Origin of the sequence: Pseudomonas sp. M2(2023), from assembly GCF_030263955.1 — a bacterium.
Taxonomy (GTDB): Bacteria; Pseudomonadota; Gammaproteobacteria; order Pseudomonadales; family Pseudomonadaceae; genus Aquipseudomonas; species Aquipseudomonas asiatica.
Genome location: NZ_CP127114.1, coordinates 303,538 through 317,059 on the forward strand (window position 1 = coordinate 303,538; position 13,522 = coordinate 317,059).

Below are 13,522 nucleotides of genomic sequence, written 5' to 3' on the forward strand. Positions count from 1 at the left end.
CGCTTCGGCACGATCTTGTGGGAGCGGCCTTGTGTCGCGAAAGGGCCGCAGCGCGGCCCCAGTGTTCATAGTTCGCCGCCTATTTTTCTGGGGCCGCTTTGCGGCCCTTTCGCGACACAAGGCCGCTCCCACAGAGATCGTGCCAGCCTGTTACCAAGTGGTCCGTGTCAGCGGTGCAGCACGTACTGGCCGCTGAATTTCACCGCAGGCTCGTCACTACCGGCATTGCTCACCGTGGTCTCCAGCGTCAACCGTGCCCGCCCGCGCCGCTGGTACATGGTCAGGAACCGCTCCCAGGTCTTCTCATCCGGCGGCGCACAGCGCGCCACCGCCGCCCCGGTAACCGGCAGCGGATAACTGATCTGCCCTTCCTGGATGACGATATGCCCGTCATCGATACCCGACTCGCGCAGGCGCAGGTGCAGCCAGCCCCAGCCCACCAGCACTGCGGCGCAGTACAGGCTACCGCCGAACATGGTGCTCTTGTGGTTGACGTTGGCCGCCAGCGGCAATTGCAGGCGCAGGGTGTGCTGCTGCCAATCGAGCACTTCCAGGCCCATTTCGCGGGTCAGGGGGATGTCGCCGTGCAGGACGGTCTGCAGGTACTGGCTATCGGTGTTCATTAACGGTTGTCCTCTTGATCGTCATGCCCGCCGCTACCGCCATCGAAGCTCAAGCCATGCTTGCGCAGCTTGTCGTGCAAGGTTTTGCGGGGGATACCCAGCGCCTCGGCCAGGCTGCGCATGGAGCTGTGTGGCTGGGCCAGTTCGGCAGCGATCAGCGAGCGTTCGAACTGCTCGACCTGTTCGCTGAGGTTGCCGCTCGGCATCGGTGCCGAAGGCATTGCCGCCGGCGGCGCCTGGCCGTCCAGAGCCAGTTCCAGGCCAAGGGCGAAACGCTCGGCGGCGTTCTGCAGCTCGCGTACGTTACCGGGCCAGTCGTGACGCAGCAGCATGGCGCGCTGGGCCGGCTGCAGGGAGTGTGGCGGCAGACCATGGCGCTCGCTGGCGGCGTCGGCGAAGTGCTGGAAAAGCACCAGGATGTCATCGCCGCGTTCGCGCAGCGGTGGAATACGCAGCGGCGCCACGTTCAGGCGGTAATACAAATCGGCGCGGAACCGCCCTTGGTCAGCGGACTGGCGCAGGTCCTCCTTGGTCGCGGCGATGATGCGGATGTCCAGCGGGATCAGCTGGTTGCCACCCAAGCGCTCGACCACCCGTTCCTGAAGCATGCGCAGCAGTTTCACCTGCACATCCAGGCTCATGCTCTCGATTTCGTCGAGGAACAGCGTGCCGCCGTTGGCGAACTCGAACTTGCCGATGCGGCGTTTCTGCGCGCCGGTGAACGCCCCGGGCTCATGGCCGAACAGCTCGCTTTCGACCACCGACTCGGCCAGTGCGCCGGCGTTGATCGCCACGAACGGCCCGTCGCGGCGGCTGGACAGGTCGTGCAGGGCGCGGGCCACCACCTCTTTGCCGGCACCGGTCTCACCCAGGATCAGCACGTCGGCGCGAGTGCCGGCCAAGGCGCCGATCTGCTCGCGCAAGCGCTGCATGGACGGCGACTGGCCCACCAGTCGGGTGGCCAGTTGCTGGCGGTCGCTCAGGGCCAGGCGCAAGCTGCGGTTGTCCAGCACCAGGCAACGCAGGGCCAGGGCGCGGCGCACGCTGTCCAGCAGGGCGTCGCTGGCAAAGGGTTTTTCCAGGAAGTCATAAGCCCCGGCGCGCATTGCCTGCACCGCCAGCGGCACATCACCGTGGCCGGTGATCAGCAATACCGGCAGCTCGTTGTCACGGCCGTGCAGTTGTTCCAGCAGCTGCAGGCCATCGATACCCGGCATGCGGATGTCGCTGACCACCACGCCGGGCCAGTCGGCCTCGATGCGTTCGGCCAGGCCCTGGGCGTCGGCCAGGGCGACCACCTTGAGCCCGGCCAGGTCCAGGGTCTGGCTCAGGGCCTGGCGAAGGTGCGGGTCATCATCGACCAGGATGACCTGGGCTCGGCTGTCGATCAGTGTCTCGGTGGTCATGCCGAGGGGTCCTCCGAATTGGGCAAAGTAGCGCCAGGCGCGGCCACACGCAGCTGCAGGGTCAGCAGTGCGCCACCCTCCGGGTGGTTGGCCAGCAGCAGTTCACCGCCCAGGGCGCGCATCAGGCTTTCGCAGATGGCCAGGCCCAGGCCCAGGCCCTGGGTGCGGGTCTTGGTGGTGAAGAACGGCTCCTTGGCGTGCTCCAGGGCCTGGCGGCTGAAACCGGGGCCGTTGTCGCGAATGTACAGGTAGACGCAGTCATCGCGCTGTTCGGCACTTAGCCACAGGCGGCGCGGGTTGGCTTTTTCGGTCAGGGCGTCGAGGGCATTGGCCAGCAGGTTGCCGAGCACCTGGCGCAGGCGGGTCTCGCCGGCCTGTACCCACAAGGTGGCCTCCGGCAGGTCGCGGATCAGCTCCACGGCCATTGCCCGGCGGCGCTTGGCCAGCAGCGCCAGGGCGTCGTCCAGGGCCGGCTGCAAGGCCACGCTCTCCGGGGCATGGCGGTCACGGCGGGCGAAGGCGCGCAGGTGGGCGATGATCGAGGCCATGCGCCCGGTCAGCTCGCCAATCAGCTTGAGGTTGCCGCGGGCTTCTTCGGTTCGCTGGTGGTCGAGCAGGATCTCGGCGTTTTCCGCGTAGCTGCGGATGGCGGCCAGCGGCTGGTTGAGTTCGTGACTGATGCTGGCCGACATGGTGCCGAGCACCGACAGCTTGCCGGCCTGTACCAGTTCGTCCTGGGCGCGCACCGCCTCCTGTTGGGCGTTCTCACGCTCCAGTACGGCACTCTTGAGCCGGGTGTTCAGGCCTTCAAGGTCGGCGGTGCGCTCGGCCACGCGTTTTTCCAGTTCCTGGCGGCCGCGTGCCTCGAAGTCGATGCGGTCGATGTAGTGACGGCGCCGCTGCATCACCAGGCCGGCCAGCAGTATCAGCACCAGCAGGGTGCCCGCGCCGATGGCCATGACGGTTTGCACCGAACGGTCGACCAGCATGCGCGGGGCGAGGATGCTGACCTGCCAGCCGGTTTCCTTGATGTCGCGGGTCTGGCTGATCCAGGCGTCCGGGTTGAGCACCAGCGGCTGCGGGGCTTGGGTCGGGTAGGGCTGGATGGCGATGATCGCCTGACGCTCGGCCTCGGTCAGCGCGCGGGTCGCGCGGAAGCGCCAGTCGGGCCGCGAGGTCAGGATGACCACGCCATTGTGGTCGGTCAGCAACAGCTGCTCGGGAGTGCGGCCCCACAAGGTTTCGGTGTGGTCGAGGTCGACCTTGACCACCAGTACGCCAACGATGCGTTCACGGTCTCGCACGGCGGCGGCGAAGAAGTAACCGCGCTTGGCCGATGTGGTGCCCTGGCCAAAGAAGCGCCCCAGGCGGCCGGCCATGGCTTCGTTGAAGTAGGGGCGGAAGGCGAAGTTGCGGCCGACGAAGCTGTCGCGCTTGTCCCAGTTGGAGGCAGCCAGGGTATTGCCGCTGACGTCCATCAGGTACATCACCTCGGCGCCGGTCTGCTGGACGATGTCCTTGAGCAGGCGGTTGGCATTGGTCACTGCCTCCAGGCGGAGCGGGTCGGCCAGCACACCGCGCAGCGCCGGCAGGTCGCCGAGTATCTGCGGCAAGGTTTCGTAGCGGTGCAGGGTACCGAGCAGGTTGGCGACGTACAGGTCGAGGGTCTGTCGGTTCTGCGAGGCCAGTTCTTCCTGATAGTAACGTTCGGCCAGGTGATGCAGGGGCCACAACAACGGAACCAGGCACACGGCCAACAGGGCCAGGCTGCGCCAGCGGGGACGGCGTGGGGGCGTGGGTTTTGCAATCATCAGGTAAATGCGCCAGAAAGGTCTGCCGCAATTATGCGCTAGTTAAGGCAGCAGTTCCGCCTCTGCCAGCGGCAGGCCGAGCTTGTCCTTGTCCGAGAGCACGGGTGGCTGCTGCAACCCCCAGTCTATGGCCAGCGTCGGGTCATCCCAGCGGATGCAGCGGTCGGCGCCCGGGTTGTAGTAGTCGGTGGTCTTGTAGAGGAACTCGGCCGACTCGCTCATCACCGCAAAGCCATGGGCGAAGCCGGGGGGAATCCATAACTGGCGATGATTGTCGGCCGACAGCTGCACCGCGACCCATTGGCCGAAGGTTGGCGAGCTCTTGCGCACGTCCACGGCAATATCACGGATTTCCCCCTGCACCACGCGCACCAGCTTGCCTTGGGTGTTTTCCACCTGGTAGTGCAGGCCACGCAGCACACCCTTGATGGAGCGCGAGTGGTTGTCCTGGACGAACTGGACATTCACGCCGGTTTGCCGGGCGAACTCACGGGCGTTGAATGCCTCGAAGAAAAAACCACGGCTATCACCGAAAACCTTCGGCTCGATGATCAGTACTTCAGGGATCGCGGTAGGGATGATGTTCATGGCGGTTCGCTGGCCCGTTCTGCTCATGTATTGACCCTAGCCGGTCTGGCCGTTTTTTCCGCCTCGGGCTTCAACGGCGTTCACAAGGGCTGGCTATGGTAGATGTCGTGCCGTTTTGCTTCTCGGTCAAGGTTGGGGGTTTATCGATTGTTATCGATTTAATTCCCTTGCATTCTCATGATTTTCCCGATTATCGGGCTTCAAATATCGATATATATCGGTTATAAATTGACAAACGCCCCAGCACAGTCCGGCTCAGGGCCATCACAGAGGTCAATCATGAAAACCCTCAACTCCACTCCCCGTGCCGATGGTTTCCACATGCCCGCCGAGTGGGCCCCGCAAACCCAGGTGTGGATGGTCTGGCCGGAGCGCCCGGACAACTGGCGCCTTGGCGGCAAGCCGGCGCAGGCTGCCCATGTGACCCTGGCCAAGGCCATTGCCCGCTTCGAGCCGGTAACCGTCGCGGTTTCCGCTGGCCAGTACGAAAATGCCCGCCGCCAGCTCGACCAGCCGAACATTCGCGTGGTCGAGATCAGCAATGACGATGCCTGGGTGCGTGACACCGGCCCGACCTTCGTCATCAACGACCAGGGTGAAGTGCGTGGTGTGGACTGGGGCTTCAATGCCTGGGGCGGCTTCGACGGCGGCCTTTACGCACCGTGGAACCGTGACGAGGAGCTGGCGGCCAAGGTCCTGGAAATGGAGCGCTGCCAGCGCTACCACACCGAAAGCTTCGTGTTCGAGGGCGGCTCGATCCACGTGGACGGCGAAGGCACGGTGATTACTACCGAAGAATGCCTGCTCAATCGCAACCGCAACCCGCACCTGAACCGCGAGCAGATCGAAGCGGTGCTGCGCGATCATCTGGCGGTGGACACCGTGGTCTGGTTGCCGGATGGCCTGTACAACGACGAGACCGATGGCCATGTCGACAACTTCTGCTGTTACGTGCGCCCGGGCGAAGTGTTACTGGCCTGGACCGATGATTCCAACGACCCCAACTATGCACGCTGCCATGCCGCCATGGAGGTGCTGAAGAACACCCGCGATGCCAAGGGCCGCGAGTTCATCGTGCACAAAATGCCGATCCCGGGCCCGCTGTTCGCTACTGCCGAAGAGTGTGCCGGGGTCGATCAGGTGGCAGGCAGCCAGGAGCGTGACCCATCGGTGCGCCTGGCAGGCTCGTACGTGAACTTCCTGATCGTCAACGGCGGCATCATCGCGCCTAGCTTCGACGACCCGGCAGATGCCGAGGCCAGAGCGATCCTGGCGAAGATTTTCCCCGACCACGAGGTGGTGATGATCCCTGGTCGTGAGCTGCTGTTGGGTGGTGGCAACATCCACTGCCTGACCCAGCAGCAACCGGCACCGGTAAAGCGTTGAGCGCACGGTGAATCAAGAGGCCCGTCATGACGGGCCTTTTTTATTCGCGAGGGCCGTCCGCAGGCTGGTGCTGGCATAAGTTTTGTATTGTTTTCAGTGAGATAGCTCGGCCATGCCGCGCTCTCGGACCTGTAACAATCCTTACGTAGATTAGCCGCTCACGGGCCAGGGAGTACGTGTAGAAATGAACGCAGCAAGTGAGTCGGCTTTGCGCCCATCGGCAGTGAATCACCAATCGCTCAGGCTTGTGGCGAAGTGGTTGAAACACCATGGAAGCATCAGGGTCAGGACGACCGACCCACGACGTCTGCTTGCCGGACGATACCCCCAAGGGCTGATCAGCGAAGCAGAAATGCAGGCGCTGATGGCGGTGTGGCACTGATCGATTGCTTAAACCTTTGCTGGCCCCTTCGCGGCTAAAGCCGCTCCCACAGGTACCCCACTGGGCTCGATACATGTTGGGTACCTGTGGGAGCGGCTTTAGCCGCGAAGAGGCCGGCACAGGCAATAAAGATCAGAAGCTGTAGCTACCAGTCACCACCAGGCTACGCGGCTCACCCACCTCGATCTGCGCCGCACTGGTCGCCGAGCTGTAGTAGGTCTTGTCGGCGATATTGCTCAGCGCCGCCCGCACATCCCAGTCATGCGTGCGGTACCCCGCCAATGCATCCCAGCGGCCATACCCCGGCAGCACCGTGGTGTTCTGGTTGTCCGCATAACGCTCGCCTACCAACGTCAGGCCGGTTTCGGCGTACCAGCCCAGTTCCGGTTTCCAGGTCACGAACAGGCTGCCGTTGCGCTTGGCCACGTCATTGATGCGGTTGCCTTCCTGGCCGTTGTTGTCCTTGACGATGGTCGCGTCCTGCAGGCCGATGCCACCGCGCACGTACCAGTTGCCAACGATGTTGCCGGTGGCGGTCAGCTCGATACCGCGCGAACGCTGCATGCCGCTGAGCAAGATGTTTTCCGGGACAAGCGGGTCGCGGGTGCGGCGGTTGTACAGCTCCAGCTCGTAGATGGCCAGGGTGGTGGTCAGGCGCTGGTCGAGCCAGTCGCTCTTCACGCCGATTTCCTTCTGACGGGTTTCTTCCGGCTTGGCGTCGTTACCGTTGCCTTTTGCGCCTGGGGTGATGCCGATCAGCCCGCCGCCAACCGGCGAGAAGGTCTTGCTCCACGAGGCGTAGAACGAATGGTCGCGCCACGGTGTATAGACCACACCCAAGCGTGGGCTGGTGCTGTTGCTGTCCTGTGTTTCGCGCACGCCATCCTTGTTGGTGGTCTGCACGTCGAACTGGTCGAAGCGTACACCGGCAAGAACCTGCCACTGATCGTTCAGGCGGATCTGGTCTTGCAGATAAAGGCCGCGGCTATCGACCACGGTATGGTTGTCACTAAACAACGTCATTGGGCCATTGAGCTGCTGGTTGCGGCCGGGCTTGCCCAGGCCCTGCAATTTCTGGTCGACCGCTTTGTACAGCACCGGGTCGCGCTTCTGGTTGCCGAACTCCAGGCCCAGCAACAGCTTGTGCTCCAGGCCCAAGGTGTCGAAGTCGCCCTCGGCCTCCAGGGTGTTGAACAGGTTTCTGGTGTTCAGGTCCTGCTGCCAGCGCTGGCGGGTCAAGGTGTCGGTGCTGGCGTCGTAGCCCGTGACGTAGGTGTTGTCGAACTCACTGTCGAGCTTGAACAGGCCCAGGGTATGGCGCAACTGCCAGGTTTCGTTCAACTGGTAGTTAAGGCGCGAGCGCAGCGACTGGGCGCGGTCGTCGATGTAGTCGCGCTGGGTGTCGCCATAGGTGGTGCTGCGGCCGACATCGGCCGGGCGGCCGTTGACCCCGGGGATGCCTCGGTCCGGGGTGCGGTTGTAGCGGCTGTATTCGTATTGCACCAGCCAGTTCAGGTCGGGGGTGACCTGCCAACTGATCGACGGGGCGAACAGCTGGCGGCTGCCGTCGATGCCGTCGCGGAAGCTGTTGTTGTCCTGGTTGCCCATGTTCAGGCGCAGGCTGACGGTGTCGCTGGGGTCGGCACTGAGGTCGGCATACAGGCTGCGCAGGTCTTCGCTGCCGGCCTGCGCCTCGATGCTCGAACGGCGGCCGTGCTCCGGCGCCTTGCTCACCCGGTTGACGATACCGCCCTGGCTGCCACGGCCATAAAGCACCGCTGCCGGCCCCTTGAGCACTTCGACCCGCTCGATGTTATGCAGGTCGCGGATGTACTGGCTGTCGTCGCGAATGCCGTCCAGGTAGAAGTCGTTGCTGGCTTCGAAGCCGCGGATGCGCACGCTGTCGAAGCGGGTGTCGGCACCGCTGCTGACGTTGGGGATGCCTTCCAGCGCCTTGCCCAGGGTGTTGCTGCCGTAATCCAGCACGTTGACGGTCTTCACCGTGTCGATGGCCTGCGGCACATAGCGTACTGGCGTCGAGGTGCGGGTCGCGGTGCTTACCTCCTTGACCCGCGGGTTGTCCTCTTCGCGTTCACTGTCGGCGGTTACCGACAGTTCCGGCAGGGTGGTGGTGGCGGCACTGGCCAGGCCGGCGCCGAACAGCAGCGACAGGCCAAGCGTCAGGGGTGAAAGACGGCAGGGTACAAGCATGGGCACATCCGGAGCGAGCAGGTGAAAAAGAGGTGCGGATGTTAATGCTTGTTATTTGCTATTGCTTGAGTATTTGTAAAGGCTTGTCATTACATCTGTGTCAGTTTGTTACGGTCTCTGCCGCCCCGCGTTTCCGTGTAGGAGCAGCCTTGCGCTGCGAAGGCGCCCTGACAGGAAAATTGTCCGTTCGATCAAAAGGCTATTTCCCACACAAGATAAATTGTCCGCTGATAGCGCAAACCTGCATGGAAATGCACCAGACCCATAGGCAATTTTGGTTATATCAACCTGCATTTCACGACTTTTTGACATTTGTAATCGCACACGGCTAGGATTCGGCCAACGCCTGCTGGCCATGATCTTGGCCATGCTGCTGCCAGAGGCCGCCGTGTGATTACCGGCAGGCCTTCCAGTCTGGATCCGCATAGCGTCGAACCTACGAAGGGGCGTTGGTTCCTGGCGTCATATTGCAGAGCGTTTTTGATTAAGAAATAAGGAAAACAACATGTTGAAAACCAGGATCAGCCTGGTCGCCCTGGCGATGATCGCCGCGACCCAGGCACAGGCCAATGATCAGGCCGACAGCAAAGGCTTCATCGAGGACAGCCACGCCAACGTCCTGCTGCGCAACGCCTACATCAATCGTGACAAGAAGCACGGCACCGACGACCAGATCGAATGGGGCCAGGGCGTCATCGCCAACTTCTCCTCCGGCTTCACCCAGGGCACCGTCGGTGTCGGCGTCGATGCATTCGGCCTGTACGCCGTGCGTCTGGACGGCGGCAAGGGCCACAACGGTGGCGCCGGTGTCGACTTCTTCAAGCCTTCGGACTTCAAGGACGAGAACGGCAACGCCAACTCGCCGCACAACCTGGCCCGTGGTGGCGCTGCAGTGAAGTTCCGCATCTCCAACACCGTGCTCAAGTACGGTGACCAGATGCCGGCACTGCCAGTGCTGCAGTACGACGACGCCCGTCTGCTGCCAGAAAGCTTCACCGGTACCCTGATCACCTCCAAAGAGATTCAGGGCCTGGAACTGAACGCCGGCCGCTTCACCCAGGAAGCGCGCAAGAGCGCCGAGCGCCGTGACGGTGGTGGCCTGAAGTCGATCAACGTCCTTGGTGGTAGCTACAAGTTCACCGACAACTTCACCGCTTCGCTGTACACCGCCGACAACGAAGACGTGATGAAGAAGCACTACCTGGGCCTGAACTACGTCTTCCCGATTGCCAACGACCAGTCCCTGACCCTGGACTTCAACGGCTACAAGTCGGACATCGACAACAAGTTCGTGAAATCCGCTGGGCTGAACGGCGACTCCAACACTATCTGGAGCCTGGCAGCCACCTACGCCTACGGTGCCCACTCGTTCACCATCGCCCACCAGCGCAGCACCGGCAGCACCGGCTACAACTACGGCTGGTACCAGAACGAGGGTGGCGTGGGTGACGGTGGTTCGACCATCTACCTGGCCAACTCGTACTGGTCCGACTTCAACGCCGAAGACGAGCGCTCCTGGCAGCTGGGCTACGGCCTGGACTTCGGTGCCTACGGCATCCCGGGCCTGACCTACAAGCTGGCCTACGTGGTGGGTGACAACATCAACACCCGCAACGTCGACAACCCGCAGGGCTTCGGTGAAGGTAAAGAGCGCGAGATCTTCAACCAGATCCGTTACGTGGTGCAGGACGGCCCGGCCAAGGACCTGTCGATCAAGCTGCGTAGCTCGTTCGTGCGTACCAACAACGCCGTGCAGCAGAACGGTTACAACGACGACGGCAACGAAGTCCGCGTATTCGTCGAGTACCCGATCAGCATCTTCTGATCCTGATCTGATGGCCTAGGGGCTGCTTTGCAGCCCATCGCGACACAAGGCCGCTCCCACACGATTCTGTAGGAGCGGCCTTGTGTCGCGAAAGGGCCGCAAAGCGGCCCCCGGCTTTCACGCCGTCTCCACCACTTCCCTGCGCCGCACCCCAGCAACCTTCACCTCTCCCTCCCCAGTCTCCGGCGCAAAGCTGTCACTACGCGCCATCCGCCACATCCGCGCATAAAACTCGCTTTCAATCGAGCCACTGAGCAATTCGCCCGGCTTGAGGAACGTGTGCAGGTCCGAGAACAGCCCGATTTCGCTAGGGCTGATACGCCGCGCCAGGTGCTTGGGCTTGAGCTCCGAAGGGTGTTCCAGGCCCGCGGCAGCCAACATTTCGGCCAACGTATGCAGCGTGTTGCGGTGGAAGCTGGCCACCCGCTCGGCCTTGTCCGGCACCACCAGGGCGCGCTGGCGCAGCGGGTCTTGCGTGGCCACCCCGGTCGGGCATTTGTTGGTATGGCAGCTTTGCGACTGGATGCAGCCAATGGCGAACATGAAGCCGCGCGCGGAGTTGACCCAGTCCGCCCCGATGGCCAGCACGCTGGCGATGTCGAAGGCGCTGACGATCTTGCCCGCCGCGCCAATGCGGATGCCGGCGCGCAGGTTCAGGCCGACCAGGGTGTTGTGCACGAACATCAGGCCCTCGCGCATCGGCACGCCCATGTTGTCGCTGAACTCGCGTGGCGCCGCACCGGTGCCGCCCTCCTTGCCATCGACGACGATGAAGTCTGGAGTGATGCCAGTGGCCAGCATGGCCTTGGCAATGCCCATGAACTCCCAAGGGTGGCCCAGGCAGAATTTGAACCCCACCGGCTTGCCGCCCGACAGCTCGCGCAGGCTGGCCACGAACTGCAGCAACTCGACTGGCGTGCGGAAGGCACTGTGCGCCGCTGGCGAGATGCAATCTTCGCCCACGCGCACGCCACGGGTTGCGGCAATTTCGGGGCTGACCTTGTGCCCCAGCAGGATGCCACCGTGGCCCGGCTTGGCGCCCTGGCTGAGCTTGATCTCGATCATCTTCACCTGCGGCGAGCGCGCCTGCTCGGCGAATCGCTGCGGGTCGAAGCGGCCGTCCTCGGTGCGGCAGCCGAAGTAGCCACTGCCGATTTCCCAGATCAGGTCACCGCCATGTTCGCGGTGGTACGGGCTGATGCTGCCTTCGCCGGTGTCATGGGCAAAACGGCCCATGCGTGCACCGCGGTTCAGGGCAGCGATGGCGTTGGCGCTGAGGGCGCCGAAGCTCATGGCCGAGATGTTGAAGATAGATGCCGAATAGGGCAGGCGGCATTGCGGCCCGCCAATGGCGATGCGGAACGATGCCGGGTCTGGCGTGGCCACTGGCAGCATGGAATGGCTGATGAACTCGAAGCCGGGCTTGTAGGCATCGTTGAGGGTGCCGAAGGCCTTCTCGGCGCTTTCGTTCTTGGCCCGGGCGTAGACCAGCGAACGCTGCGAGCGGGAGAACGGCAGCTTGTCGTCGTCGCCCTCGATCAGGTACTGGCGGATTTCCGGGCGGATGGTTTCGATCAGGTAGCGGATGTTGCCCAGGATCGGGTAGTTGCGGCGCACGGCGTGGTGGCTTTGCCGCAGGTCGTTCAGGCCGACCAGGCTGAGCAGCGTGGTAATCAGTGTCAACGGCCACAACCAGGCATGCTGGGGTAGCAGCGGCAGGCTGGCGAAGGTGAACAGCAGGCAGAGGGCGAGGCAGGCGTAGCGGCTGGGTAGAGAGTGTTTCATGGGTCCATCGCAGGCAGGATGACCGGGCATAGGATAGGCAAAGGCGGGGAGGGGAAAACCTGGGTAATCGGTAAAAGACTGTTACCTGATCGCGTATTTCCAGGCTCATGCGCTCCTACAGGGGGGCGCGTAAAGGCTGATTGGGTAGCAACACGCTGACCCGCAACCCACCCCCCTCGCGGTTCGCCAACAGCAACTCGCCCCCATGGCTGGCAGCAATCCGCTGGGCGATGCTCAACCCCAGCCCATACCCCCCGGACGCCTGATTGCGCGACCCGTCACCGCGCACGAACGGGTCGATGATGGTCGCCAGCAGGCCCGGCGCAATCCCCGGGCCGCGGTCATCGATATGGATGAACACCCCCGTGGTCGCCTGCTCCAGCGTGACCGAAACCTCCTTGGCATAACGCAACGCATTGACCAGCAGGTTCTGCAGGCAGCGCTGCAACAGCAGGGCATCGGCCTGCAGGCTGCCCGCCTGGCCATGCACCGGCAGTGGCTCTTCGGCAGTGGCCAGCTCCGCGCACTGGCGCACCACCAGCCGGTCCAGGTCTACCTGTTGCAAGTTCTGCTGCTCCCCCGCGCGCAGGTAATCGAGCACCTGGCCGATCATGTTGTCCATCTGCGCGATGTTCTGCCGCAGGCGTTGCCGGTTTTCGTCGTCCGGCAAGCGCTCCAGGCGCAGGCGCATGCGCGTCAGCGGGGTGCGCAGGTCGTGGGACACGGCGGCCAGAAAGTAGGCCTTGTCGTTGACCATCGCGATCAGCCGCTGCTGCATGGCGTTGAAGGCTTGGGCCGCCTGGCGCACTTCCTCCGGGCCATCCAGCGCCAAGGGCGGCTGCTCGAGGTTGCTACCCAGGCCGCGCGCGGCATCGGCCAGGCGCCGAAGCGGGCGCAGGCACAGGCGCACGGCTATCAGGCACACCAGCAATACCGCGACGATGCGCAGCGCGTACACCCGCAACAGGTAATCGCTGATCAGCACCCAGGCCGACTCGCCGCTCCAGCCTTGCAGTTCCTGGCCCTCGATGGTCAGCCAGTGCCCATCGGCCAACGGCACCGCAAACTGCAGATGCGCCTGGGCCGTGCGCAGGCCGAACAGGCTGCGCCAGACGATCGGCTGGCCCTGTTCGTCGGTCAACTGCACCTTCATCAGGCGCACGTCCTGGGCATGCCCCAACTCGTACTCGAGGGCCTGGTGCAGCAACAGCTCGACACGCCTGCGCCCGCGGCGCTCGTCCTGCACCGGCGTGGGCAGGGCTTCGCTGCACCGCAGTTGGTAATGCGCTGGCGCCTGCAGTGCACCGGCACGGCAGTCGGCCTGGGCGATCAACGGAGCGCTGCGTGCGGCAATCAGCCGGACAGGGGCCTCGAGAACCTGGGCAAAACGCACATCGAACCAGATGCTGCTGGACATCAACTGGATCAGCACGGTGCCGCTGACCATTATCAGCAGCAACTGGCCGAACAACGTGCGTGGCCACAGCCGGCGCAGCCAGCGCATG

At 63.6% G+C, this 13,522-nt stretch carries 9 protein-coding genes; 2 read left to right on the forward strand and 7 right to left on the reverse strand.

Annotated elements, in window-relative coordinates:
- Window positions 1–167 precede the first annotated feature (167 nt).
- From QN085_RS01415 to rfbC, 4 genes are read right to left on the reverse strand one after another with little or no spacing between them, the layout of a single operon-like run.
- A complete protein-coding gene (locus tag QN085_RS01415; protein ID WP_023662600.1) occupies window positions 168–623 on the reverse strand; it encodes a thioesterase domain-containing protein in 456 nt (151 codons plus the stop codon).
- Window positions 623–2,029 (reverse strand): sigma-54-dependent transcriptional regulator, encoded by a 1,407-nt coding sequence (locus tag QN085_RS01420; protein WP_041506302.1) that lies wholly within the window; start codon window positions 2,027–2,029, stop codon window positions 623–625. The genes QN085_RS01415 and QN085_RS01420 overlap by 1 nt, the downstream gene beginning before the upstream one ends.
- Window positions 2,026–3,840, reverse strand: coding sequence for a sensor histidine kinase (locus tag QN085_RS01425; RefSeq protein WP_024087997.1), 1,815 nt, complete (start codon window positions 3,838–3,840; stop codon window positions 2,026–2,028). Before QN085_RS01425 ends, QN085_RS01420 begins: the two co-directional genes overlap by 4 nt.
- Before the next feature lie 42 nt (window positions 3,841–3,882).
- Window positions 3,883–4,428, reverse strand: a complete 546-nt coding sequence (gene rfbC / locus QN085_RS01430; RefSeq protein WP_013970471.1) for a dTDP-4-dehydrorhamnose 3,5-epimerase — start codon at window positions 4,426–4,428, stop codon at window positions 3,883–3,885.
- Window positions 4,429–4,707: 279 nt separating this feature from the next.
- Between rfbC and aguA the strand changes: the two genes are divergently transcribed.
- Entirely contained in the window at window positions 4,708–5,814 is a 1,107-nt protein-coding gene (gene aguA, locus QN085_RS01435; RefSeq protein WP_023661825.1) for an agmatine deiminase, read from the forward strand.
- A gap of 514 nt (window positions 5,815–6,328) precedes the next feature.
- Here the strand turns inward: aguA and QN085_RS01445 are convergent.
- Window positions 6,329–8,407 carry a TonB-dependent receptor gene (locus QN085_RS01445; protein ID WP_023661826.1) on the reverse strand — a complete coding sequence of 693 codons (2,079 nt, stop codon included), beginning with the start codon at window positions 8,405–8,407 and terminating at the stop codon, window positions 6,329–6,331.
- Window positions 8,408–8,912: 505 nt separating this feature from the next.
- Between QN085_RS01445 and QN085_RS01450 the strand changes: the two genes are divergently transcribed.
- Window positions 8,913–10,232 (forward strand): OprD family porin, encoded by a 1,320-nt coding sequence (locus tag QN085_RS01450; protein ID WP_013970474.1) that lies wholly within the window; start codon window positions 8,913–8,915, stop codon window positions 10,230–10,232.
- Between the two features lie 117 nt (window positions 10,233–10,349).
- Here QN085_RS01450 and QN085_RS01455 read toward each other — a convergent pair whose 3' ends face one another.
- Window positions 10,350–12,017, reverse strand: coding sequence for an FMN-binding glutamate synthase family protein (locus QN085_RS01455; RefSeq protein ID WP_041506300.1), 1,668 nt, complete (start codon window positions 12,015–12,017; stop codon window positions 10,350–10,352).
- A gap of 115 nt (window positions 12,018–12,132) precedes the next feature.
- Window positions 12,133–13,521: an ATP-binding protein gene (locus tag QN085_RS01460; RefSeq protein ID WP_013970476.1), complete on the reverse strand. Its 1,389-nt coding sequence runs from the start codon at window positions 13,519–13,521 to the stop codon at window positions 12,133–12,135.
- Window position 13,522 lies beyond the last annotated feature (1 nt).

What these genes read in the sequence shown, in the direction of transcription:
- QN085_RS01415 (WP_023662600.1), bottom strand. Translation starts at nt 623, where the DNA reads ATGAACACCGATAGCCAGTACCTGCAGACCGTCCTGCACGGCGACATC.
- QN085_RS01420 (WP_041506302.1), bottom strand. Translation starts at nt 2,029, where the DNA reads ATGACCACCGAGACACTGATCGACAGCCGAGCCCAGGTCATCCTGGTC.
- QN085_RS01425 (WP_024087997.1), bottom strand. Translation starts at nt 3,840, where the DNA reads ATGATTGCAAAACCCACGCCCCCACGCCGTCCCCGCTGGCGCAGCCTG.
- rfbC (WP_013970471.1), bottom strand. Translation starts at nt 4,428, where the DNA reads ATGAACATCATCCCTACCGCGATCCCTGAAGTACTGATCATCGAGCCG.
- aguA (WP_023661825.1), top strand. Translation starts at nt 4,708, where the DNA reads ATGAAAACCCTCAACTCCACTCCCCGTGCCGATGGTTTCCACATGCCC.
- QN085_RS01445 (WP_023661826.1), bottom strand. Translation starts at nt 8,407, where the DNA reads ATGCTTGTACCCTGCCGTCTTTCACCCCTGACGCTTGGCCTGTCGCTG.
- QN085_RS01450 (WP_013970474.1), top strand. Translation starts at nt 8,913, where the DNA reads ATGTTGAAAACCAGGATCAGCCTGGTCGCCCTGGCGATGATCGCCGCG.
- QN085_RS01455 (WP_041506300.1), bottom strand. Translation starts at nt 12,017, where the DNA reads ATGAAACACTCTCTACCCAGCCGCTACGCCTGCCTCGCCCTCTGCCTG.
- QN085_RS01460 (WP_013970476.1), bottom strand. Translation starts at nt 13,521, where the DNA reads ATGCGCTGGCTGCGCCGGCTGTGGCCACGCACGTTGTTCGGCCAGTTG.